We start from the raw sequence: 22,145 nt of genomic DNA on the forward strand, positions 1-22,145 counted from the left end.
TTATTCCTTGTTGGCTGGGCCGCTGCCATTGATGGCGCCTTGCAGTTCGGTTTGTGCGATCCAGAAATCGCGCTGGGTGTCGATGGCGCTGTTCACGCTGGCGACTTGCTCGCGCGCGTCGGCCAGCAGCTCGAACACGCTGGCCAGCATGCCGTTGTAGCGCAGCAATACTTCATGCGAGATCGTCTTGCGCAGCGGCACGACTTCATCGCGGTAGTGGCGCGCCAGGTCGTAAGCCGTGCGGTAGCTGGAATACGCCTCGCGCACTTCCGAGCGGGCCTTGACGGCCGTGCCCGCCGTGCGCTGCAGCGACTGTTCATATAACGCTTGCGCCCGGGCATTGCGCGCCGACCCCCAGTCGAACAGCGGCAATTCCAGCGACACTTCGTAGCCATTCTCGCGCGGCGCCTCGCTGGTGCTCTTGTTGGTATAGCCCACGTCGAGCACATTGATGAAACCCGTCACCTTCGACAGGCCCAGCGCGCTGGCCGTCGCGTGCGCGTCGAGTTTCGCCCTTTGCACGTCGAGGCGCTGCTCCATCGCTTGCGCCTCGATATTGCCCGCCTCGGCTGGCTTGGCCGGCAAGTCGGGCAAACGCGACGGCAAAGTAAAGCTGGTCTGCTTGCCCCACAGGCCCAGCAAGCGCGTCAGGTGTTCACGCGTGGCCGTGGCCTGGTGGCGGGCGCGGGCCAGGTCGCCGACGGCGTCCGCGTAAAACACTTGCTGGCGCGCCTGGTCGAGGCGGCTCCAGTTGCCCGCCTGCTGCAAGCGCGTGGCCAGTTCCGCGCCCGCCTCGGCCGACAGCAGCGCCCGCTGCATGAACTGTTCCGTCTGCACGGCGGCGACGGCGTTGAAGTAGGCGCGGCGCGTGTCCGACGCCAGCTGCACGGCGCTGCCGGCGGCCTGCAACTTGGCCTGTTCAAAACGGCCCCGCTCGATGTTCACGCGCATCGGCATGGTCAGCAAGCCGGCCAGGTCGAAGCTGACGCCGCGGTCGATTTCATTGCCGTGGCTGCCGTGCGAACGGCCGAAGGACAGCCCGGGATTGCGCAAGCGCCCCGCCTGCACCAGGTCCGCCTCGGACGCGCCCAGTTCGGCCAGCGCCACTTTCATGCCGTGGTTGTTCATCAGGGCGATGCGCACGGCGCTGTCGGCGTCCAGGGGCTGGGCCAGCAAAGAGGCCAGCTTTTCCTCGCCGCCCTTGTCCGTCAATGCCGCGGGGGCGCCCGTGCGGGCGTCGGCCAGCGCGGACACGTCCTGCATGCCGCCATCGGGGCTGAAGCTGGCGCAGCCGCCGAGCAGCAGGACGGCCGCCAGGGCCAGCGGCGTCAAACAAGTTGATTTTGTGTAGCTGGCCATGTCAATGTCCTTCATGCTGGTATGGCTGATGTTGCGGGGCCGGCTGGGCGGCCGGCTTGGGGCCGGGCTTCTCCATCGGCATCGTGTGGCCTTCCATCTTGTTGCCCTCCATCTTGTGGCCTTCCATCTTCATCATGCCCATGTGGCCGCCGGCCTTGCCGACTTTGTCGTTGAGGGCGCGCCAGGCCTGGTCGGGCGTGGCGTCCTCCTCGGCGGCGGGACGGTAGCCGGCGAAGGCGGAGCGGTAAGTGGTGGCCGGCACGGGCGCTTGCGCCTCTTGCGGTGCTGGCGTGGATGTGACCGGGCCGGCGGCGCTGGCGGCCAGCGGCAGCACAGCCAGCGCGAAGCTGAACAGGTGTTTCATGGTATTCCTTGAATGACAGGGTATGGCGCGGCGGGCGCGCTACTGGAACGTCGGCGTACGGCCGGCACGGCCCCGATGGACGTGCGGCGGCGGCACCGCCGGGTTCACGGGCGGTCAGGCGGAGCGCGTGCTTCTCGGGGGACGTTCGAGGCCGGAGGGGATATGCCCGGCAAACAGGGAGTCGGGCGCCAGCGCCGGAGGCGGCGCGCGCAGGGTCAAGGCGTGCACGGCAGGCATGCCGGGCGGCGCCGTGGCGCCCACCGTGCAGGCGCCATGGTTGCTGCAATCGTGGCCGTGGTGCGTGGCGCCGCCATCGTCCATGGCCACGTTCAGCGGCTGGTCCGCCATCTGCATGGCGATCATGTCGCCCATGTCGTGGCATTGGGGCGCCTGCATGGCCTCCACCGTCACGGTGACGGCGACCGCCCGCTCCTCCACGCAGCAGCTGCGCATGGCCGACGCAAAGCCCTGCAAGGGCAAGGTGACGGCCAGCAGCCAGAGCAGCGAGCGGGCGAGAAAGCGGAAAAAGGCACGGTTCATGGCACGACTATAAACCTTCCCATACGAGGAAGGTCAAGCCCCTATTTGCGCCCGTCGCCGTGCGTCAGCCAGACGACGTAGACGCCGTAGTAGCCCTGCCCTTCCAAGATGACCTGGCCGTCGGCAAAAGAGATTTTCTGCACTTCATTGACGGTGAAATAGGCGCGGCCATCGGCCGCCTCCACGTCGCCCCAGTAACGGGCGCGGGGTGGACAGTAGCCGCTGGCGCGCCCGATCGCCCCCATCAGGTCGCCGATCATGAAGTCATGCAGCATTTCGGCCAACAGCGGCCGGTGGCCCGCCAGCATGGCCGTGATGTCGGGGTAGCCGGCGTGCATCAGTTCAGGCAAATCGCTTTCCTCGTACTGCACGTCGTCTTCGCGGCAAGTCTGGATAAAACTGTTGAACGGTTCGTCGAGCAGCGGCGCCAGCACCGCTTCCGGCACGCTCAGGCGGAACGGGTGCAGCGGCAGCACGCTGTGCTGGCCGTAATTGAGTTCGCGGCATCCGAGGAAGGCCAGCGGATGGAGCTGATCACCGACCTCGCAGCGGATGCCAAGCTCTTGCTCAAACGTCATTGATATCCATCCCTGCCATGCCCGTTGTCCTCGTTATACGTCTGATTACCACATGGTAAGCGCTGTCGGGCAAACGGGACAGGCTCAGATGCAACAGAAAACAACGGATCAGTTCATGCTGTACTGCAATACTGTCAGGCCGGTTCCGTGATGCGCACGCAATTGCGGCCATTTTCCTTGGCCACGTACAGGGCCGCGTCGGCGGCCAGCAGCACGGCGTCCGTGCTGCGCTCGCCGTGCGACGACGAGACCACGCCCAGCGAGACCGTGATGGCGCCCGCGCCCGGAATCACGGCGGCGGCCACCTTGGCGCGCAGGCGCTCGGCCACTTGCATGGCCACGTCCAGGTCGGCATCGGGCAGCAGCATGATGAATTCGTCGCCGCCATTGCGGCACAGCACGTCGGCATCGCGCGAACAGGCGCGCATCAGCTGCGCCAGCCGCAGGATGACTTCATCGCCGACGGCATGGCCCCAGCGGTCGTTGACTTGCTTGAAATGGTCGATATCGATGGCGATGACGGAAAACGGCCGTGCCTGCGCCTGCCAGACGTCGAGCGCCGCCGCCATGCCGCGCCGGTTCGACAGGCCCGTCAGCGGGTCCGTCTCCACGTCGGTCTTCAACTTGCCTATCCTGTTTTGCAACAGCGCCAGGCCCTTCAGCAAGGCTTTCTTGATCTGCGCCGCCTCCACATACCAGGCACGGATGGAGGCGATGTGCTCAGCCGTGCCAGGCACATCCATGCGCCGCGCGCCCTCGGCCAGTTGCATCAGGGGCCGCGAAATCAGGCTGGCCAGCCACCAGATGAATGGCAGGCTCAGCAAGGCGATCGGCAGGGAGTGCCATACCGTATTGGCCATCAGCTGGTTCAGCGGGGCCAGGGTCATGGCCGTGGGACGCTGCGCCACGATGCCCCAGCCCGTCGACGGCATGACGGCGTAGCCGGCCAGCATGTCCACACCCAGGCTGTTATGCATGCGCCGGTTGCCGCCGCCCCGCTGCGCGATGATGGTGTCGATGACGGCATTGCTGCCGGCCACGTCGCCCAGGCGCTCGGGGTCCGGGTGGTACAGCAGGCGCCGGTTCTGGTCGACCACGTACAGGTAGGAGCCGTCGCGGTAGTAATGCTGGCCCAGCATGGTGTACAGGATGTTTTTCTGTTTCAGGTAGATGCTGCCGCCCACATAACCGAGGTAGCGGCCATCCTTGCCGACGATGGGATGCGAAATGAACACCACCAGGTTGCCGACCGAGGAGACATAGGGCTGCGTCACCAGCGGGCGCCGTTCGCGCAGCGCCTGGATGGCGCCGGCCGAATCGAGCGTGCGGTTTTTCAGGGCCAGGGTTTCCGGCGACACGCCCAGCACCTTGCCCTGGGCATCGACGATGAGCACGGAATTGAAGCTGTTCGTTTGCAGGCGCAGGCGCTGCGCCTCGCCCGTCAGCCATTGCTCGTCCCCCATGCGCGATGGCAGGCTGCCGGCGCTGTAGGCGAGCTGCTGGCGCGCCGACTGCAGAAAATCCTCGGCCGTGCTGGCCAGCTTGCTCGCATACGCGTGGTTCGCTTCGAGAGTGGTATCGATCAGCAACTGGCGCTGCACGCTGTAGCTGGCATAAAACGTGTTGGCCAGGGACACCAGGGCGCTGGCGAAGGCCACGAGCACGATCAAACGGCGCAAATTCATGCGCAGAACAGGTTTATTCCACATGAGGTCGGCAAGAATCGGGAAAGTATTGCGCTAAAGAAAGGGCGCATTATACCGAGACACCCGTGCCAATATTGAAATCCTGGCATCTATGCTCAAAGAAAGTGTAGAAGCGGCAACATAGAACGCTGCCGCCTTGACCTGCATCAAGCGTGGAATCAAGCGTGGATGGCGTGCTTGCGGACCCAGTCCACGTAGCGCTGCATCCAGCCCTGGAAGAAACCGAGACTGGCCGGACCGATGCCGCCGTGCTCGTCAAACAGGCCGTCCTTGGCTTGGATAAACATTTCTGGCTGGCCCAGCAGCGGCACGTCCAGGTAAGCGAGCACATTGCGCAAATGCTGCTGCGCCAGGGCCGTACCGGTGGCGCCCACGGACACGCCGAGCACGGCGCCCGGCTTGCCGCCCCACACGCTCTGACCATACGGACGCGAACCGTGGTCGAGGGCGTTTTTCAGCACGCCGGGGATCGAGCGGTTGTATTCGGGGGTGAGGAAGAGCAAGGCTTGCGAGGCGGAAATGTCGGATTTGAGGCGCAGCACCTGCTCGGCCTGCGCGCCATCGTCGTCCTGGTTGTACAGCGGCAAGTCGCCGATTTCAATGTGCTTGAAGGAAAACTCGGGCGGCGCCAGCTTGATGATGGCGTCGGCCAGCTTGCGGTTGAAGGAATCCTTGCGCAGGCTGCCGACGATGATTGCAACGTTATATTGACTCATAGATATCCCCGATGATGGTGAAAAAAATAGCCCTGGAGTGAACTTCACTGCAGGACTATCTTGCCACACAATCATGGGTTTTGCGCTGCTTAGCGTGCGCCGCCAGCCAGGCCTTGATACTCACGGTAATAGCGTCCGCCCAGGTTAGTCAGCACCTCGTAGCCGATGGTATTGGCCATGGCCGCCACGGCGTCGACCGGGTGTTCGGCGCAGATCAGGTCGACCAGGCTGCCCGGCGCGACGCGTTCCTCGGCGATGGCGCTCACGTCCAGCGTGATGGAATCCATCGAGATGGCGCCGATCTGCGGCACTTTCACGCCGTCGACGATGGCCAAGCCCTGGTTGCTCATGCTGCGCAGCCAGCCATCGGCATAGCCGACGGAAATAGTCGCCACCTGGCGCGGCTCGCTGGCCGTGTAGCGGCGGCTGTAGCCCACGTGGTCGCCGGCGGCGATCGTGCGCGTCTGCATGACCTTGCCTTGCAGGCGCACGACCGAGCGCAGGGGATTCGGTTCGCCGCCCTGCGGCCCGATGCCGTACAAGGCAGCGCCGGGGCGCACCAGGTCGAAGTGGTAGTCGGGCGACAAAAAGATGCCCGAGGAATTGGCCAGGCTGGCGCGATACTGCGGCAAACGGGCGCGGATGGCGATGAAACGGGCCAGCTGCTCGCCGTTCATCGGGTTGGCGCGCTCGTCGGCGCAAGCCAGGTGGCTCATGATGTAGCGCACCTTGATGCCGTCGAGAAAGTGTTCATCAGCCAGCCAGGCGTCGATTTCCTGCGGCGACAAGCCCATGCGCGACATGCCGGTGTCGACCTGCACGACGGCGTCCAGGGCGGTGCCCAGCGCTGCTGCGTGCTGGCGCCAGCCCGCCACCTGCGGCTCGCTGTTAAGCACGGGAATCAAGCCGTGGGCCGTGAATTCGCCTTCCGTGCCGACGGGCGGGCCGTGCAGCACGAAGATGGCCGCGTCGGGCGCCACGTGCGGGCGCAGGCTGATGCCCTCTTCCAGATGCGCCACAAAAAAGTGCCGGCACCCTTCTTCATACAGGGCCGCGCCCACTTGCGCGGCGCCCAGGCCATACGCATCGGACTTCACGACGGCCGAGCAGGCGGCCGGGTGCGCCTTGTCGCGCAGCAAGCGGTAGTTGGCGCGCACGGCATCGAGATCCACCGTCAGGATGGCGCCGCTACGTTCTTTCGCAGGCATGCTGGCCCCCATCTCAAGCCACCGCGTGTTGCAGTTTGCCATTGGCCTGCGCGCCGCTGTAGCGGCTGACGGACAGGTCGTCGGCCAGAATCGCCGGTTTTTTCGACGACATCAGGTCGGCCAGCAATTGCGCCGAACCGCAGGACATGGTCCAGCCCAGAGTGCCGTGGCCCGTGTTCAGGAACAGGTTGCGCAGCGGCGTGCGGCCGACGATCGGCGTGCCGTCCGGCGTCATCGGGCGCAAGCCCGTCCAGAACGTGGCCTCGGCCGTGTTGCCGCCGCCGGGGAACAGGTCGTTGACGACCATTTCCAGGGTTTCGCGGCGGCGCGGGTTCAGGTTCAGGTTGTAGCCGGCGATTTCCGCCATGCCGCCCACGCGGATGCGGTCGTCGAAACGCGTCACGGCGATCTTGTACGTTTCATCGAGGATGGTCGACACGGGCGCCTTGGCCGCGTTGACGATAGGCACGGTGATCGAATAGCCCTTCAATGGATAGACAGGAATGTCGAGCAGCGGCTTCATGAAGCCCGTCGAGTAGGAGCCGAGCGCCACCACATAGGAATCGGCCTTGATGACTTCCGCGCCGCATTGCACGCCGGCGATTTCATCGCCCTGCGTCAGCAAGGCATCGATGGAGACGCCATAGCGGAACTTCACGCCCAGCGCCTCGGCCATCTCGGACAGGCGGGTAGTAAACAACTGGCAATCGCCCGTTTCATCGTTGGGCAGGCGCAAGCCGCCAAACAGTTTACCCTTGACCGCTTCGAGGGCCGGCTCGGCGCGCGACAACTCATTGCGCTGCAGCACTTCGTACGGCACGCCCGCGTCTTTCAACACTTCGATATCCTTGGCGGCGTCGTTGTATTGCTTTTCCGTGCGGAACAATTGCATCGTGCCTTGCTGGCGGCCTTCATACGTGATGCCGGCCTCGGCACGCAGCACCTTGAAGCAGTCGCGGCTGTATTCGGCCAGGCGCACCATGCGTTCCTTGTTCACCGCATACGCTTCCGGTGTGCAATTACGCAACATCTGCCACATCCATTTGAGCTGGGCGGCGCTGCCGTCGAGCGAGATGGCCAGCGGCGCGTGGCGCTGCATCATCCATTTCACGGCTTTCAAAGGAATGCCGGGCGCAGCCCATGGCGAAGCGTAGCCGGGCGAGATCTGCCCCGCATTCGCAAAGCTGGTTTCCAGTGCCGGGCCCGGCTGGCGGTCGATGACGGTCACCTCATGTCCTGCCTTGGCCAGATAGTAAGCACTGGTGACGCCGATGACGCCGCTACCCAGAATCACGATACGCATAGTTTCCTCATTATATTTTTTTAGGCTGACGCCAGATTAACCGCTATCATATTGGGAAAGAGCCAGTATTTGTTCACGTATAAATCGAGATATTCAGCAATAAATCATGAGAATCCTTAAAGAATCGGCACGTGGCCTCGACAAGCTGGATCGCCACATCCTGCGCATCCTGCAACAGGATGGCCGCATCTCGATGAAAGACCTGGGCGAACAGGTGGGCCTGTCCATCACGCCCTGCATCGAGCGGGTCAAGCGCATGGAGCGCGACGGCGTCATCACGGGCTACCACGCCAAGGTGAACCCGGCCGCGCTGGGCGCCAAGCTGCTCGTCTTTGTAGAGATTACTCTCAATCAAAAGTCGGCGTCCGCCTTCGAGCAATTCCGCCGCGAAGTACTGCAGATTCCCGAGGTGCAGGAATGCCACCTGGTATCGGGCGACTTCGATTACCTGATCAAGGCGCGCATCCATGAAATGGCCGAATACCGCAAGCTGCTGGGCGACATGCTTCTGCAGCTGCCGGGTGCCGCGCAGTCGAAAAGCTATGTGGTGATGGAAGAAATCAAGGAAACCTTGGCGCTCTCGACCGACGTGCTGCAGAACCGGTAAAAGTACCGTCAGCCGGCACCGCCGGCATCATTTTTTGCGCCTTTGTATAATTTTGTAGCACATTCGCAGCGGCGCAAGCACACTCCTATCCTGACATCACGCCCGTCCCCTCTGAGATTGGAAGCAGTGATGCACACTGGGAGTCCCTATGAACACATTGATAAAACTGGCAGCTTCCTGCCTCGCGGGCCTGGCCGTGGCCATGTGCACCGCCAGTGAATACAAGGTCAACCGCGCGCCCGACAATGGCGCCATCTATCAGAACATCCAGGTCGGCAAGACCACCCGCCTCGACCTCGACGCGGCCCTGGGCAACGCCACCGTCGTCAGCTTCGATCCCGGCTATGAAGTCTGGGTCTACAAGAATCAGCTGAAAACACCGAGCGTGACGCGGCTGATCCCCCTGCTGGGCGAAAAAGGCACGCGCGAAGTGGCCGTCATGTTCGACCAGGCGGGCATCGTCAGGAAATTCCGGATACACGAGCCGCGCAAGTAGGCGCACAGCGAACGGGCGCCGCCTGCCACGCTGGCTGGCTATACTGACTGCTGGCTACCGCCGCCCACCGCTCACCTACCCAGCAAGGAGTTCCCATGCGCCTGCCCCTGATCGCTCCGCAAGACCTGACGCCCGAACAGCAGCCGCTGTATGACGATATGCGCAAAGGCATCACCAGCAATTTCAACGATTTCATCGCCGTGCGCGAAGACGGCGCCCTGATGGGGCCATGGAATCCCTGGCTGCACGAACCGGCCATCGGCAAGGCCATCTGGGACCTGACGCTGGCCATGACGGCCAACGCCACGCTGCCCGACAACGTGCGCCAGATTGCCATCCTGGTGGTCGGCGCGCGCTACAACGCCGCCTATGAAATCTACGCCCACATCGCCGTCGCGGAGCGCGAAGGCATGTCGGCCGAGCGCCTGGCCACGCTGGTGGCCGACGTCAAGCCCGTCGACCTCGACAAGCATGAGAGCATCGCCTACGACCTGGCCTACGCGCTCAGCGGCGGCGGCACGCTGCCGGAGCCCTTGTACCGGCTGGCGCTGGCCACCTTTGGCCAGCACGGCACCAACGAGCTGATCTACCTGGTGGGCCTGTACGCGCTGGTCTCGACCACCTTGAACGGCTTCAACGTGCCGGTGCCGGAACGCGACTGAAGGGCCTTGCCCCTGCCCAGGTGCCGTGACAGGGAACGCCGGTGGACGCGCTCTTGCTCTACACTGGCGTTTTATCCTCTGCAACCTCCATGCAATTACCTGTAAACCTCGCCCGCATCTCGGTCGAACAAGACTGGCAACACACGACAGCATATCCACCGCTCGGCTTCACTCCGTTCGCCGAAGGCGCGCTGGGCAATGGCGACACGTTCGGCCTGTACTGGCCCATCGGGCGCGAAGCGGCGGAACCGATCGTCGTCGAAACCTGGCACGACGAGTGGCGCCTGCAGCCGCACTTTTCCAGCCTGGCGGCGTTTCTGTCAGCCTACGCAACGGCGGAAGACGAGTACGTCGCCATGCCGTCTCTGGCCGAGGACCCCGCCTCGCCGCGCGCTGCGTTCCTGGAGGCCAAGGAATTGATTGCGCAGCGCAAGCCGGACGCCGCCATCGCGCTGCTGGAAGCGGCGCTGGCCATCGTGCCCGAATACACGGACGCTCTGACCTTGCTGCATGGCCAGTATGTGCGCGCGGGCAGAATCGATGACGCCGTCAAGGTGGCCATCCAGGCCATCATCTCTCCACCGTCGTTTGGCGGCCCGCCATTCAAGGCCTTGCAATGGCTGCGCACGCAGCCGGTGCCGGATGGGGAACCAGACCCCATCTGGCGCGCCTGCGGGCAATTGTCGTTCAACTTCGGCGGCAGCAAGGAAAATGCCGACTACCCCGTGCTGCTGGCCGCCATCGACACCTATCTGGAACAAGGCAAGCATCTTTCCGCCTCGACCCTGATGCAGACGTATGCCGAACTGATGAGCGCGGAAACCGTCTCGTTCCAGGAACGCTACGCCTTCGCGCCGGCCGCCTTCATCGCACGGCAAATCGCCGTCAGCGCGATGCTGCCGCAGGGCAGCCGGGACCCGGCAAGGCTATGGTCAAGCGAGCTGGCCTAGCTGTTGCCTGAACAGCTTGCGATAGGCCGACGGCGACGTCTGCAAGCTGGCCCGGAAATGCTGGCGCAAGGACAGGGCCGTGCCGAAGCCGGCTTCCTGCGCCACGACATCGATCGACGCCGCGCTCTTTTCCAGCAAGCCTTGCGCATGCGCCAGACGCTGGTTCAGCAGCCATTGCTTGAACGACGTGCCCGTGGCCTGGCGGAAGTGGCGCGTGAAGTTGCGCCGGCTCATGGCCGCCCGTTCGGCCAATGCATCGATACTGTGGGCCATGCCCAGGTTGGCCGTCACGCAGGCCAGCACCTCGGCGAAACGCCCTTCGCTGCCGGACACGGGCAGCGGACGCTCGATGAACTGCGCCTGCCCTCCCTGGCGGTGCGGCGCCACCAACAGCCGGCGCGCCACCCTGTTGGCCACTTCGGCGCCCGCCAGCTGGCGCAGCAGGTACAGGCAGCAATCGAGGCCCGCCGCCACGCCGGCCGACGTCAGCACGCCGCCATCATCCACGTACAGCACTTCGCGGTCCACCCTGACCTTGGGATAGCGGGCCGCCAGCCGGTCCGCCATGCCCCAGTGCGTGGCGGCACTCTTGCCATCCAACAAGCCCGCCTGCGCCAGCGGAAACGCGCCCAGGCACAGGCCCACCATGCGCGCGCCGCGCCGGCTGGCCGTCTGCAGCGCCGCGACCAGGGGCGCCGCCGCGTCGCGGCAATCGTCGTGCCAGGCCGGCATGATGACGATATCGGCGCCGTCCAGCCCTTCCAGGCCGAACTCGGGCGTGATGCCGAAGCCGGCCGCCGTGCGCAGGGGCGCGGGGTCGGCGGCGCACACGCACACGTGGAAAGGCGGCAGGTCGGCCTCGTCCGTCTGGGCGCCGAACACGAGGCAGGGCACGGACAAGTGGAATGGCGTCATGCCGTCGAAGGCGATCACGGCGATGGTCAGGGGGCTGGCAGGAGCAGAAGAAATAGGCATGGCCCGATTTTATCGCAGATAGGCCTTCGGGCCACTTTTTTGTTTGCAGCGCGCGGCCTGAAAATGACTGCATCGAGGAAGACCTTCCTCTTTCACCCATTCAGGAGAATCCATGTCTAGCCAAGCTTCCACCGCACCACGCCGCGCCCTGCTCGTCATCGACGTGCAAAATGAATACTTCACGGGCGACCTGCCCATCGAATATCCGTCCGTCGATATTTCCCTGCCGAACATTGTCACGGCCATGGCCGCCGCCCGTGCCGCCGGCGTGCCCGTCATCGTCGTCCAGCACGATGCGCCGGAAAGCTCGCCCATCTTCGCCAGGGGCAGCGACGGCTGGCAATTGCATCCGCAAGTGGCCGCCTTTGCCGCCGACCAACGCATCAACAAGGTCATGGGCAGCGCCTTCGCGGGCACGGACCTGCGCGCCTGGTTGTCCAGCCACGGCATCGACACCCTGACGGTGATCGGCTACATGACGCACAACTGCGACGCGGCCACCATCTACCACGCCGCACACGACGGTTTGCAGGTCGAGTTCCTGCAGGACGCCACGGGCACCCTGCCCTACGCGAATGCGGGCGGCACGGCCAGCGCCGAGGAAATCCACCGCGTCTTCAGCGCCGTGTTCCATTCGAATTTCGCCGCCGTCGCCAGCACGCAGGCGTGGCTCGATGCCGTGCGCGAGGGCAAGCCGCTGGACAAGGACAATATTTATCTGTCGAACCAGCGCGCGCGCAAGGCGCAGGCGAACTGACGCCGGCGGGAATGGGCGGGTATCATGCGTCCATTCCTTCTTATTTGATGATGCTCTATGCGAAAAATAATTGTGCTGGGCTTGACGACTGCTGCTGTTTTCCTGCTGGCTACCGCCGCCTTGGTACTGGCGGGGCTGAACGACAAACTGGCCCCGGCCGACGTGATCGTCGTGCCCGGCAACACGATCCTTCCCGACGGCACGCCCAGCCCCCGCCTGCAGGCGCGGCTCGATGCGGCGCTGACACAGTTCCAGGCACACCGGGCGCCGCGCATTCTCGTCAGCGGTGCGACAGGCAAGGAAGGATTCGACGAGGCCGCATCGATGGTCCGCTACCTGCAGTCGCGCGGCGTGCCGGCCGGCGCCATCATCGAGGATAATCAAGGCTGGACCACGGACGCCACGGCCCGCAACGCGGCGCTGCTCATGCGCGCGCACGGCTGGAAGACAGCCATGGTCGCCACGCAATACTTTCACGTGCCCCGCTTCCGGCTGGCCCTGGAGCGGGCCGGCATCGCCGTCAGCGGCCAGGTACATGCCCCCTACTTCGAGCTGCGCGACCTGTATTCCGTGCCGCGCGAAACGGTCGGTTACGCCGTATATTTCATGCGGCCCTGACCACGCGTTTTCACTCGCTCCAGTCGCGCGAGCGCTCCACGGCGCGCTGCCACTTGTGCAGCCGGCTCAAGCGCTCGTCGGCCGCCATGGCCGGCTCGAAGCGGCGTCCCACCTGCCATTGGGCGGCGATTTCTTCCTGCGATGCCCAGAAACCCACGGCCAGGCCCGCCAGGTAGGCGGCGCCCAGGGCCGTCGTTTCCGTCACCACGGGACGCACCACGGGCACATTGAGAATGTCGGCCTGGAACTGCATCAGCATGTCGTTGCGGGCCGCGCCGCCGTCGACACGCAATTCCGATAGCGCAATGCCCGCGTCATCCTGCATGGCGGACAGCACGTCCACGTTCTGGTACGCCACGCCTTCGAGCGCCGCGCGCGCGATGTGGGCCTTGCCCGTACCGCGCGTGATGCCGATCAGGGTGCCGCGCGCGTACGGGTCCCAGTACGGCGCGCCCAGGCCAGCAAACGCGGGCACGAAGACCAGGCCGCCCGAATCGGGCACGCTGGTGGCCAGCGCTTCCACTTCGGACGAATCGCGGATGATGCCGATACCGTCGCGCATCCATTGCACGGCAGCGCCTGCGATAAAGGCGCTGCCTTCGAGTAAGTAATCGGTCTGGTCGCTACCGGCGCCCAGGCTCCAGCCCACCGTCGTCAGCAGCCGGTTTTTCGAGGGCAGCGGGCGCTTGCCCACGTTCATCAGCATGAAGCAGCCCGTGCCGTAGGTATTCTTCGCCATGCCCGGTTTCAGGCACGCCTGGCCGAACGTGGCGGCCTGCTGGTCGCCTGCGATACCGGCGATGGGCACGGACACGCCCAGCAATTCTGTGTAAGTGTGCGCCGCCACGCCGCTCGAGGGCACGACGTCGGGCAGCAGGGAGGCGGGAATGTCCAGCAGCGCCAGCAGGTCCGTGTCCCATTGCAGGGTGTGGATATTGAACAGCATGGTGCGCGCCGCGTTGCTCGTGTCCGTCAAGTGGGCGCCGCTCATCTTGTAGATCAGCCAGCTGTCGACCGTGCCGAAGGCCAGCTCGCCCCGTTCGGCGCGCGCGCGGGCGCCGGGCACGTTGTCGAGCAGCCATTTGAGTTTGGTGGCGGAAAAGTAGGCGTCCAGCACCAGGCCCGTTTTTTTCTGGATCACGTCCGCCTTGCCTTGCTCGACCAGCTGCTCGCAATAGGCGGCATTGCGGCGGTCTTGCCAGACGATGGCGTTGGCGACGGGCTCGCCCGTGGCGCGGTCCCACAGCACCGTCGTTTCGCGCTGGTTGGTCACGCCGATGGCGGCCACGTCGGAGGCCGCCACGCCGCTGTCGCGCAGCACCTGCCGCAGCACGCCTTCCTGCGACGCCCAGATTTCGCCCGCGTCATGCTCGACCCAGCCCGGCTGGGGGAAAATCTGCCGGAATTCTCGCTGCGCGCTGGCGTGCGGCCGGCCCGCATGGTCGAACAGGATGGCGCGCGAACTGGTGGTGCCCTGATCTAAAGCAAGTATGTATTTGGTCATGGTCGCTACTACGGCTATACAGTAAAAAAAGGCACGGGCAAAGGCCCGTGCCCCGGGAAAGCGGCGGCAGAAGTTTACACGACTACTTTACCTTGCCTTCTTTCCAAGCCTGCAATAATTTATCGTAGGCAATCGTTTCACCCTTCGGCTTTTCATTCGCCAGCTTTTTCCACGGCGCATGCTGGTCCGACAGGTACTGGTTCGGATCGCCTTTCGGATTGAGCTTGGGTGCGCACGCCTTCATGCCGGCCCGCTGCAGGCGCGCCATGACCTGGTCCATTTCCTCGGCCAGGTTATCCATGGCGGCTTGCGGCGTTTTTTCCGCCGTGATGGCCGTGGCCACGTTTTTCCACCACAGCTGGGCCAGCTTCGGATAGTCGGGCACGTTGTTGCCCGTCGGCGTCCACGCCACTCTGGCGGGGCTGCGGTAGAACTCGATCAAGCCGCCGTACTCGTTCGCGTGTTTCGTAAAATAATCGTGGCGGATGTCGGAATCGCGGATAAACGTCAGGCCGACGATCGATTTCTTCAGCGACACGGTTTTCGAGGTGACGAATTGCGCGTACAGCCAGGCGGCCGCCTTGCGGTCATCGGGCGTGGACTTGAACAGGAACCAGGAACCGACGTCCTGGTAGCCGTTCTGCATGCCCTCTTTCCAGTACGGTCCGTGCGGTGACGGCGCCATGCGCCATTTCGGCGTGCCGTCCTTGTTGACCACTGGCAAGCCCGGTTTTGTCATGCCGGCCGTAAACGCCGTGTACCAGAAGATTTGCTGGGCGATTTCGCCCTGCGCTGGCACGGGGCCCGATTCCGAGAAATTCATGCCGTTCGCCTGCGGCGGCGCATATTTCTTCATCCAGTCGATATATTTCGTCAGCGCAAATACGGCCGCCGGCGAATTGGTGGCGCCGCCGCGCGACATCGAGGCGCCCACGGGCGTGCACTTGTCGGCCGCCACCTTGATGCCCCATTCGTCGACGGGCATGCCGTTCGGAATGCCCTTGTCGGCCGCGCCAGCCATCGACAGCCACGCATCGGTGAAGCGCCAGCCCAAGGAAGGATCTTTCTTGCCGTAATCCATGTGGCCATAGACTTTCTTGCCGTCCAGTTCCTTCACGTCGTTCGTGAAGAAGTCGGCGATGTCTTCATACGCGGACCAGTTCTGCGGCACGCCCAGCTCGTAGCCATACTTGGCCTTGAACTTGGCTTGCAAATCCTTGCGCGCAAACCAGTCGGCACGGAACCAGTACAGGTTGGCGAATTGCTGGTCGGGCAACTGGTACACCTTGCCGTCCGGCGCCGTAGTAAAGCTGATGCCGATGAAATCTTTCAAATCGAGACCGGGATTGGTGAATTCCTTGCCCTTGGCGGCCATGTAGTCGGACAGCGGCTCGACGGCGCCATAGCGGTAGTGGGTGCCGATCAGGTCGGAATCGGAAATCCAGCCGTCATAGATGCTCTTGCCGGACTGCATCGACGTTTGCAGCTTTTCCACCACGTCGCCTTCCTGGATGATGTCGTGGCGCACCTTGATGCCCGTGATTTCCTCGAAGGCCTTGGCCAGGGTCTTCGATTCGTAGACGTGGGTGTCGATGGTTTCCGAGACCACGGAAATTTCCTTGATGCCCTTGGCTTTCAGCTTGGCCGCCGCATCGATGAACCATTTCATTTCAGCAAGCTGTTGCTGCTTGCTCAGGCTGGATGGCTGGAATTCCTTGTCGATCCAGGTTTGTGCCTGCTTGGCGTCCGCCAGGGCCGCATTCGACACAAGCATGGCCGCAGCCGCGAAGACCGTGAACTTCAATTTCATCGTGAATCTCCTTTTATAGTTTTTACCGGCCGCCTGCTGGCGGTCCGGCATCCATCAACACCGGCAAGCCGGTTATCCCCAACGCATTACAATTAGCAGTAAAACAAAACTGATGCCGGCCCCGATGGCCTGCTGCATTTCCGTGAACCCCGCCCAGGCCAGGTTGACATAGGCCGCCGTGAGCAAGCCGATGAACAGGCGGTCGCCGCGCGTGGTCGGCATGGGCAGGAAGCCTTTTCGTTCGATGCTGGGCGAACGGATTTGCCAAACCGTCATGCCAGCGAGCATCAAGCCGATGCAAAGGAAGAAGATGGCCACTTCCGGCGTCCAGGCCATCCAGCCGAACAGGCTGGCCGTACTATCGCTAGTATTTTCCATGTCACACCCTCCCCATCGCGAAACCCTTGGCAATGTAATGCCGCACGAACCAGATCACCAGCGCGCCAGGCACGATGGTCAGCACGCCGGCGGCCGCCAGCACGCCCCAGTCCATGCCGGCCGCCGACACGGTGCGCGTCATGGTGGCGGCGATGGGCTTGGCATTGACGGAAGTCAAGGTGCGCGCCAGCAGCAGTTCCACCCAGCTGAACATGAAGCAGAAGAAGGCCGTCACGCCCACGCCAGACTTGATCATCGGCAAGAAAATGCGGATGAAGAAGCGGGGAAAGCTGTAGCCGTCGATATACGCCGTCTCGTCGATTTCCTTCGGCACGCCGGACATGAAGCCTTCCAGTATCCACACGGCCAGCGGCACGTTGAACACCATGTGCGCGAGCGCCACGGCCAGGTGCGTATCCATCAGGCCCACCGTCGAATACAGCTGGAAGAACGGCACGAGGAAGACGGCGGGCGGCGTCATGCGGTTGGTCAGCAGCCAGAAGAACAGATGCTTGTCGCCCACGAAGTTGTAGCGCGAGAACGCATACGCGGCCGGCAAGGCCACCGTGACCGACATGACCATGTTCAAGGCCACGTAGATCATGGAATTGATGTAGCCGCTGTACCAGGACCGGTCCGTGAAGATCGTGTGGTAGTTGGCGAACGTCAGTTTCTGGGGCCACAGGCTCAGCACGCCGACGATTTCCTCGTTGGTCTTGAGCGACATATTGAGCATCCAGTAGATGGGCAGCAAGGAGCCCAGCAGGAAGACGGTCAGGATGGCGCTGCTCATTTTCTTGTGCATCATTTCTGGTCTCCCGTGCCGACGCGCTGCATCCACGTGTACAGCACAAAGCAGAACAGCAGGATGATGAGGAAGTAAATCAATGAAAACGCCGAGGCCGGCCCCAGGTCGAACTGCCCCACGGCCTTTTGCGTCAGGTATTGCGACAAAAAGGTGGTGGCATTGCCTGGTCCGCCGCCCGTCAGCACGAACGGCTCCGTGTAGATCATAAAACTGTCCATGAAGCGCAGCAAGACGGCGATCATCAGCACATTGCGCAGCTTCGGCAGCTGGATGTAGCGGAACACGGCCAGGCGCGAGGCGCCGTCGATGCGGGCCGCCTGGTAATACGCGTCGGGTATGGCGCGCAAACCCGCATAGCACAGCAGTACCACCAGCGGCGTCCAGTGCCAGATATCCATCACCATCACCGTCAGCCAGGCGTCGAGCGAGTTGCCGTTGTAGTTGTAGTCGAATCCCAATTGATTCAGGGTGTAGCCCATCAGGCCGATGTCGCCGCGGCCGAAGATCTGCCAGATGGTGCCCACCACGTTCCAGGGAATCAAGAGGGGCAGCGCGATGAGCACCAGCGCCAGCGACGCCTTCCAGCCATCGGCCGGCATGCACAGGGCAATCAAAATGCCCAGCGGAATCTGGATCGCCAGCACGGAGCCGGAAAACAGCAGCTGGCGCAGCAAGGCGCTGTGCAAGTCGCCGTCGAGCATGACCATGCGGAACCATTCGGTGCCCACGAACACCTTTTGCGTGGGGCTCAAAATATCCTGCACGGAATAGTTCACCACCGTCATCAGGGGCAGGATGGCGGAAAAGGCCACGCACAGCAGCACAGGCAGGATCAAAAGCCAGGCGCGGCGGTTGTTATCGGTTTTACCGTTATGTATCATCAGGCCACCCGCTTATCGTTGACATAGAACAAGGTGCGTTGCGGCGGAAAGCGCAGCCGCACAGCATCGCCGGCGACGGCATCGATGGCGCGCAGCTTGGCCGCCACCGTCGCGCCGCCCAGCTGGAATTCCGCCAGGTAATGCGTGCCCATGTTGCGCACGGCCGTCACCGTGGCGTCGAGGCAATGCTCGCTCCCATCGCCACCCTCGCCCGCCTTCCGGCATTCGACGAATTCCGGCCGCACGCCCAGCGTGATTTTGCCTGGCGCGCCAGACAGCGCCGCGCGGGCGGCGGCGGATACGGCCAGTAGCTGCCCCGCCACGCGCACGCCGCCATCGTCCAGGGTGCAATCGAGCAAGTTCATGCCCGGGTTGCCGATGAAATAGCCGACAAACGTGTGCTCCGGTTCCTCGAACAGCGCCTGCGCGCTGCCCGTCTGCACCACTTCGCCCTGCGTCATGACGACCACCTGGTCGGCAAAGGTCAGCGCTTCCACCTGGTCGTGCGTGACATAGATCAGGGACAATTTCAGCTCGTGGTGGATTTCCTTCAACTTTCTGCGCAACAGCCATTTCAAATGCGGGTCGATCACCGTCAGCGGTTCGTCGAACAGCACGGCCGCCACGTCGGGACGCACCAGGCCGCGGCCCAGCGAAATCTTTTGCTTGGCGTCCACGGACAAGCCGCTGGCGCGCAGTTTCAGGTCGCCCGTCAATTCCAGCATCTGCGCCACCTGCTGCACGCGCTTTTTGACTTCCGTCTCTTTCCAGCCGCGATTGCGCAGCGGAAAGGCAAGATTGTCGTGCACGGTCATGGTGTCGTAGATGACGGGAAACTGGAACACTTGCGCGATATTCCTCGCCTCGGTCGGCAGTTGCGTGACGTCCTTGCCATCGAACAGCACCTTGCCGTGCGACGGCTTCACCAGGCCGGAAATAATGTTGAGCAAGGTCGTCTTGCCGCAGCCGGATGGCCCCAGCAAGGCATACGCGCCGCCGTCATGCCACTCCATGCTCATGGGCCGCAGCGCGTAATCGGCCGGCGCCGTCGGGTTCGGTTTGTAGGCGTGGGCCAGGTCCACCAGTTCGATGCGCGCCATGTCAAGCTCCTCCTTGCACAGGAGCGAACAATAGCCCGCCATCATCGGCAAAGATCAGCAAGGCGTGCGGCTGGCAATACACGGTGCAGGCGCTGCCGATCTCCAGGTTGTGCACGCCGCCCAGCTGCGCCACCAGGGCCAGCTCGCCGCGGCGCGCATGCACATAGGTTTCCGAGCCGCTGATTTCCGCCAGGTCCACCTGCGCGGCGATGGCCACGTCGCCATCGGACTGGGGCGACAGATGCAGGCTGTGCGCGCGCACGCCGAGGATCACGTCGCGCCGCTCACCGAGGCGGGCGCGCTGCGCGCCGCTCAGGTGGATCGACAGGCCGTCCGCCGCCTGCGCCACGCCCTGCGCATCCACGCGGGCGGGGATCAGGTTGATGGGCGGGTCGCTGAAGGTGCGCGCCACGGCTATGGAATTGGGCGCGTTGAAGACGTCCAGGGTCGGTCCCTGCTGCAGCAGCCGTCCCTCGTGCAGCACGGCCACGTGGCCGCCCAGCTGCAGCGCTTCCAGCGGTTCCGTCGTCGCGTACACGACCGTCGTGCTGCCGCTGGAAAACAGTTCCGTCAATTCACGGCGCAATTCCTCGCGCAATTTGTAGTCGAGGTTGACCAGGGGTTCGTCGAGCAGCAGCAACGATGCATCCTTGATCAGCGCGCGCCCCAGCGCCGTGCGCTGCTGCTGGCCGCCGGACAACTCTCCCGGCGTGCGCTGCAGGTAGGGCGTGATGTGCAGGCGCTCGGCCAGCGCCAGCACTTTCGTCCGTATCTGCTCCTCGGGCACCTTGCGCAAACGCAAGGGCGAAGCGATATTGTCGTAGACGGTGAAGGCCGGATAATTGATGAATTGCTGGTACACCATGGCCAGGTTGCGTTTGCTGACGGGCACGCCCGTCACGTCGACACCATCGGCCGTCACCGTGCCCGCGCTGGGCTTGTCCAGGCCCGCCATCACGCGCATCAGGGTCGTCTTGCCGGCACGCGTGGTGCCCAGCAAGACGTTGATGGCGCCGGGCACCAATGCCAGCGACATCGGATATAAAAAGTCGTCAGCCCCCTGCTTCCTGCTGATCTTGTCCAGTACCAGTTGCACGCGTTTCTCCTCCAGTGATGGTTTCTTATTCTTCGCCGCACCCTCTGCGGGGCGCGGTCGCTTACGTGTGCTGCTTACGGCTGCTGCTTATGACAACGGGTGCTGCAACAGCCAGGCGTCGAGCGTGTCCGCCGTTTCGCGCGGCAGGTGCAGGCCCAGCTTGGAGCGCCGCCACAGGATGTCGGCCGCGCTGGCGGCCCATTCGTGGCGCCGCAGATAATCGACTTCCGCCGCGTACAGGCCGGCGGCGATTTCCTCGCCCATGGCCGCCACGTCCGCCCGACCGGCCAGCAGCACGTGGATGCGCGTGCCGTAGGCGCGTGCATAGCGCGCCACCAGCGCCGCCGGCAGCCACGCATACTCGCGCTGCAAGCCTTGCACGAACTGGCCGAACTCGCGCACGGAGCGGTTCTGCGGCGTGCTGCCGAACACATCGCCGCCGGGCAGGCAGGCGCTGGCCGTCCAGGCCGGCAGCGTGTTACCCAGCAAGGGCGCCAGCATGTCCATGGCCTCCTCGGCCAGCTTGCGGAAGGTGGTGATCTTGCCGCCGAAAACACTGAGCAGCGGCGCCCCTTCCCGGTCCAGTTCGAAACGGTAATCGCGCGTGACGGCCTTGGCGTCGGCCGCTGCATCTTCCACCAGCGGACGCACGCCCGCATACGTCCACACCACGTCGGCCGGCAGGATGGGCTTGCTGAAATAGTAACTGGAAAGCTCGCACAAGTAACGAATTTCCTCGTCGTCGATTTCCACCTTGCCGCTGTCGCCGTGATAGTCGAGGTCGGTCGTGCCGATCAGGGTGAAATCGTGCTCATACGGAATGGCAAACACGATGCGCCCATCCGGATGCTGGAAGATATACGCGTGATCATGCGCGAACAGGCGCTTGACGACGATATGGCTGCCCTTGATCAGGCGCAAATGCCGGCCCTGCCCGCCGGGCGCCGCCTGCTGCAGGAATTCGGCCGTCCACGGCCCGGCCGCATTGACGACGCTGCGCGCGCGCACGGCCAGTTCGCGGCCGTCGCCTTGCTGCAGGGTCGCCTGCCAGCAAGCGTCCGCCCCCGCGCCGTCGCGCCGCAGGGCCGTGCAGCGCGTCTGCGTCAGGATGGTCGCTCCCTTGTCCGCCGCGTCGATGGCGTTCAGGACCACCAGGCGCGCATCGTCGACCCAGCCGTCGGAATACACGAAGCCGCGCTTGAACTCGGGTTTTAACGGTTGGCCGACCGCGTGGCGCGTCAGGTCGATGCCGCTGGAGGCGGGCAGGATTTCCCGCTTCGCCAGCATGTCGTAGAGGAACAGGCCGGCGCGTATCAGCCAGGCGGGGCGCTGGCCCTGCGCATGCGGCATGACGAAGCGCAGCGGCCACATGATGTGCGGCGCCGAGCGCAGCAGCACTTCGCGCTCGATCAGCGCCTTGCGCACGAGGCCGAATTCATAGTATTCGAGGTAGCGCAGGCCGCCGTGTATCAGCTTGGTGGAGGCCGACGAGGTGTGGGCCGCCAGGTCGTCCTTTTCGCACAGCACCACGGACAAGCCCCGCCCGGCCGCATCGCGCGCGATGCCGGCGCCATTGATGCCGCCGCCGACCACCAGCACGTCGCATGCCATCGTTGTCTCCACACCTTGCCGTGCTGCCGCCATCGGGACTCCATGTCTGTCGGGGACTCGCCGGCGAGGAAAGACTAGGCATCGCCGGCGACTGTCGTTAAGATCAATACAGATGTAA

At 64.0% G+C, this 22,145-nt stretch carries 23 protein-coding genes; 6 read left to right on the forward strand and 17 right to left on the reverse strand.

Annotated elements, in window-relative coordinates:
* The 8 genes from ACQ4W4_RS00790 to ACQ4W4_RS00825 form a co-directional block, all read right to left on the reverse strand.
* Complete coding sequence (locus ACQ4W4_RS00790) at positions 1–1,359, reverse strand: TolC family protein (RefSeq protein ID WP_436540396.1); 1,359 nt, start codon at positions 1,357–1,359, stop codon at positions 1–3.
* A gap of 1 nt (position 1,360) precedes the next feature.
* Complete coding sequence (locus tag ACQ4W4_RS00795; protein WP_436540397.1) at positions 1,361–1,723, reverse strand: hypothetical protein; 363 nt, start codon at positions 1,721–1,723, stop codon at positions 1,361–1,363.
* A 114-nt stretch (positions 1,724–1,837) separates the two neighbouring features.
* A complete protein-coding gene (locus tag ACQ4W4_RS00800) occupies positions 1,838–2,263 on the reverse strand; it encodes a hypothetical protein (RefSeq protein WP_436540398.1) in 426 nt (141 codons plus the stop codon).
* Between the two features lie 41 nt (positions 2,264–2,304).
* On the reverse strand, positions 2,305–2,841 hold the full coding sequence (locus ACQ4W4_RS00805) for a hypothetical protein (RefSeq protein WP_436540399.1): 537 nt from the start codon (positions 2,839–2,841) through the stop codon (positions 2,305–2,307).
* Between the two features lie 134 nt (positions 2,842–2,975).
* Entirely contained in the window at positions 2,976–4,550 is a 1,575-nt protein-coding gene (locus tag ACQ4W4_RS00810; RefSeq protein WP_436540400.1) for a sensor domain-containing diguanylate cyclase, read from the reverse strand.
* Between the two features lie 155 nt (positions 4,551–4,705).
* Positions 4,706–5,263, reverse strand: a complete 558-nt coding sequence (locus ACQ4W4_RS00815) for an NADPH-dependent FMN reductase (protein WP_070222187.1) — start codon at positions 5,261–5,263, stop codon at positions 4,706–4,708.
* Positions 5,264–5,352: 89 nt separating this feature from the next.
* Complete coding sequence (gene alr, locus ACQ4W4_RS00820) at positions 5,353–6,471, reverse strand: alanine racemase (protein WP_436540401.1); 1,119 nt, start codon at positions 6,469–6,471, stop codon at positions 5,353–5,355.
* Positions 6,472–6,484: 13 nt separating this feature from the next.
* The gene (locus ACQ4W4_RS00825; protein WP_436540402.1) at positions 6,485–7,774 is read right to left on the reverse strand and encodes a D-amino acid dehydrogenase; all 1,290 of its coding nucleotides are present in this window, start codon (positions 7,772–7,774) and stop codon (positions 6,485–6,487) included.
* Between the two features lie 106 nt (positions 7,775–7,880).
* Here ACQ4W4_RS00825 and ACQ4W4_RS00830 point away from each other — a divergent pair, with 106 nt between their 5' ends.
* From ACQ4W4_RS00830 to ACQ4W4_RS00845, 4 genes are all read left to right on the forward strand, one after another.
* Complete coding sequence (locus ACQ4W4_RS00830) at positions 7,881–8,381, forward strand: Lrp/AsnC ligand binding domain-containing protein (RefSeq protein ID WP_070222192.1); 501 nt, start codon at positions 7,881–7,883, stop codon at positions 8,379–8,381.
* A gap of 148 nt (positions 8,382–8,529) precedes the next feature.
* Positions 8,530–8,877, forward strand: a complete 348-nt coding sequence (locus ACQ4W4_RS00835; RefSeq protein WP_131686327.1) for a hypothetical protein — start codon at positions 8,530–8,532, stop codon at positions 8,875–8,877.
* Positions 8,878–8,972: 95 nt separating this feature from the next.
* Positions 8,973–9,539 carry a carboxymuconolactone decarboxylase family protein gene (locus ACQ4W4_RS00840; RefSeq protein WP_436495186.1) on the forward strand — a complete coding sequence of 189 codons (567 nt, stop codon included), beginning with the start codon at positions 8,973–8,975 and terminating at the stop codon, positions 9,537–9,539.
* An 89-nt stretch (positions 9,540–9,628) separates the two neighbouring features.
* Positions 9,629–10,489, forward strand: coding sequence for a tetratricopeptide repeat protein (locus ACQ4W4_RS00845; RefSeq protein WP_436540403.1), 861 nt, complete (start codon positions 9,629–9,631; stop codon positions 10,487–10,489).
* Here ACQ4W4_RS00845 and ACQ4W4_RS00850 read toward each other — a convergent pair.
* On the reverse strand, positions 10,472–11,434 hold the full coding sequence (locus ACQ4W4_RS00850) for a GlxA family transcriptional regulator (protein WP_436541104.1): 963 nt from the start codon (positions 11,432–11,434) through the stop codon (positions 10,472–10,474). The two genes, ACQ4W4_RS00845 and ACQ4W4_RS00850, sit on opposite strands and share 18 nt — an antisense overlap.
* A 142-nt stretch (positions 11,435–11,576) precedes the next feature.
* Between ACQ4W4_RS00850 and ACQ4W4_RS00855 the strand changes: the two genes are divergently transcribed.
* Positions 11,577–12,221, forward strand: a complete 645-nt coding sequence (locus ACQ4W4_RS00855; RefSeq protein WP_436540404.1) for a cysteine hydrolase family protein — start codon at positions 11,577–11,579, stop codon at positions 12,219–12,221.
* Positions 12,222–12,278: 57 nt separating this feature from the next.
* Positions 12,279–12,839: a YdcF family protein gene (locus ACQ4W4_RS00860; protein ID WP_436540405.1), complete on the forward strand. Its 561-nt coding sequence runs from the start codon at positions 12,279–12,281 to the stop codon at positions 12,837–12,839.
* A 10-nt stretch (positions 12,840–12,849) separates the two neighbouring features.
* Here ACQ4W4_RS00860 and glpK read toward each other — a convergent pair whose 3' ends face one another.
* From glpK to glpD, 8 genes are all read right to left on the reverse strand, one after another.
* Positions 12,850–14,343 carry a glycerol kinase GlpK gene (glpK, locus tag ACQ4W4_RS00865; RefSeq protein ID WP_436540406.1) on the reverse strand — a complete coding sequence of 498 codons (1,494 nt, stop codon included), beginning with the start codon at positions 14,341–14,343 and terminating at the stop codon, positions 12,850–12,852.
* 82 nt (positions 14,344–14,425) lie between these two features.
* The gene (locus tag ACQ4W4_RS00870; RefSeq protein WP_099411501.1) at positions 14,426–16,153 is read right to left on the reverse strand and encodes an ABC transporter substrate-binding protein; all 1,728 of its coding nucleotides are present in this window, start codon (positions 16,151–16,153) and stop codon (positions 14,426–14,428) included.
* 72 nt (positions 16,154–16,225) lie between these two features.
* Entirely contained in the window at positions 16,226–16,501 is a 276-nt protein-coding gene (locus tag ACQ4W4_RS00875; protein WP_436541105.1) for a DUF2160 domain-containing protein, read from the reverse strand.
* Positions 16,502–16,532: 31 nt separating this feature from the next.
* Entirely contained in the window at positions 16,533–17,339 is an 807-nt protein-coding gene (locus tag ACQ4W4_RS00880; protein ID WP_436540407.1) for a carbohydrate ABC transporter permease, read from the reverse strand.
* Positions 17,336–18,220 (reverse strand): carbohydrate ABC transporter permease, encoded by an 885-nt coding sequence (locus tag ACQ4W4_RS00885; protein WP_034754965.1) that lies wholly within the window; start codon positions 18,218–18,220, stop codon positions 17,336–17,338. The genes ACQ4W4_RS00880 and ACQ4W4_RS00885 overlap by 4 nt, the downstream gene beginning before the upstream one ends.
* Complete coding sequence (locus ACQ4W4_RS00890) at positions 18,220–19,320, reverse strand: ABC transporter ATP-binding protein (RefSeq protein WP_436540408.1); 1,101 nt, start codon at positions 19,318–19,320, stop codon at positions 18,220–18,222. Before ACQ4W4_RS00890 ends, ACQ4W4_RS00885 begins: the two co-directional genes overlap by 1 nt.
* A 1-nt stretch (position 19,321) precedes the next feature.
* A complete protein-coding gene (locus ACQ4W4_RS00895; RefSeq protein WP_436540409.1) occupies positions 19,322–20,416 on the reverse strand; it encodes an ABC transporter ATP-binding protein in 1,095 nt (364 codons plus the stop codon).
* 87 nt (positions 20,417–20,503) lie between these two features.
* A complete protein-coding gene (gene glpD, locus ACQ4W4_RS00900; protein WP_436540410.1) occupies positions 20,504–22,027 on the reverse strand; it encodes a glycerol-3-phosphate dehydrogenase in 1,524 nt (507 codons plus the stop codon).
* Between the last annotated feature and the right edge of the window lie 118 nt (positions 22,028–22,145).

It is taken from the genome of Janthinobacterium glycogeni, assembly GCF_051380725.1.
Lineage (GTDB): Bacteria > Pseudomonadota > Gammaproteobacteria > Burkholderiales > Burkholderiaceae_D > Janthinobacterium.

What these genes read in the sequence shown, in the direction of transcription:
- ACQ4W4_RS00790 (WP_436540396.1), bottom strand. Translation starts at nt 1,359, where the DNA reads ATGGCCAGCTACACAAAATCAACTTGTTTGACGCCGCTGGCCCTGGCG.
- ACQ4W4_RS00795 (WP_436540397.1), bottom strand. Translation starts at nt 1,723, where the DNA reads ATGAAACACCTGTTCAGCTTCGCGCTGGCTGTGCTGCCGCTGGCCGCC.
- ACQ4W4_RS00800 (WP_436540398.1), bottom strand. Translation starts at nt 2,263, where the DNA reads ATGAACCGTGCCTTTTTCCGCTTTCTCGCCCGCTCGCTGCTCTGGCTG.
- ACQ4W4_RS00805 (WP_436540399.1), bottom strand. Translation starts at nt 2,841, where the DNA reads ATGACGTTTGAGCAAGAGCTTGGCATCCGCTGCGAGGTCGGTGATCAG.
- ACQ4W4_RS00810 (WP_436540400.1), bottom strand. Translation starts at nt 4,550, where the DNA reads ATGTGGAATAAACCTGTTCTGCGCATGAATTTGCGCCGTTTGATCGTG.
- ACQ4W4_RS00815 (WP_070222187.1), bottom strand. Translation starts at nt 5,263, where the DNA reads ATGAGTCAATATAACGTTGCAATCATCGTCGGCAGCCTGCGCAAGGAT.
- alr (WP_436540401.1), bottom strand. Translation starts at nt 6,471, where the DNA reads ATGCCTGCGAAAGAACGTAGCGGCGCCATCCTGACGGTGGATCTCGAT.
- ACQ4W4_RS00825 (WP_436540402.1), bottom strand. Translation starts at nt 7,774, where the DNA reads ATGCGTATCGTGATTCTGGGTAGCGGCGTCATCGGCGTCACCAGTGCT.
- ACQ4W4_RS00830 (WP_070222192.1), top strand. Translation starts at nt 7,881, where the DNA reads ATGAGAATCCTTAAAGAATCGGCACGTGGCCTCGACAAGCTGGATCGC.
- ACQ4W4_RS00835 (WP_131686327.1), top strand. Translation starts at nt 8,530, where the DNA reads ATGAACACATTGATAAAACTGGCAGCTTCCTGCCTCGCGGGCCTGGCC.
- ACQ4W4_RS00840 (WP_436495186.1), top strand. Translation starts at nt 8,973, where the DNA reads ATGCGCCTGCCCCTGATCGCTCCGCAAGACCTGACGCCCGAACAGCAG.
- ACQ4W4_RS00845 (WP_436540403.1), top strand. Translation starts at nt 9,629, where the DNA reads ATGCAATTACCTGTAAACCTCGCCCGCATCTCGGTCGAACAAGACTGG.
- ACQ4W4_RS00855 (WP_436540404.1), top strand. Translation starts at nt 11,577, where the DNA reads ATGTCTAGCCAAGCTTCCACCGCACCACGCCGCGCCCTGCTCGTCATC.
- ACQ4W4_RS00860 (WP_436540405.1), top strand. Translation starts at nt 12,279, where the DNA reads ATGCGAAAAATAATTGTGCTGGGCTTGACGACTGCTGCTGTTTTCCTG.
- glpK (WP_436540406.1), bottom strand. Translation starts at nt 14,343, where the DNA reads ATGACCAAATACATACTTGCTTTAGATCAGGGCACCACCAGTTCGCGC.
- ACQ4W4_RS00870 (WP_099411501.1), bottom strand. Translation starts at nt 16,153, where the DNA reads ATGAAATTGAAGTTCACGGTCTTCGCGGCTGCGGCCATGCTTGTGTCG.
- ACQ4W4_RS00880 (WP_436540407.1), bottom strand. Translation starts at nt 17,339, where the DNA reads ATGATGCACAAGAAAATGAGCAGCGCCATCCTGACCGTCTTCCTGCTG.
- ACQ4W4_RS00885 (WP_034754965.1), bottom strand. Translation starts at nt 18,220, where the DNA reads ATGATACATAACGGTAAAACCGATAACAACCGCCGCGCCTGGCTTTTG.
- ACQ4W4_RS00890 (WP_436540408.1), bottom strand. Translation starts at nt 19,320, where the DNA reads ATGGCGCGCATCGAACTGGTGGACCTGGCCCACGCCTACAAACCGAAC.
- glpD (WP_436540410.1), bottom strand. Translation starts at nt 22,027, where the DNA reads ATGGCATGCGACGTGCTGGTGGTCGGCGGCGGCATCAATGGCGCCGGC.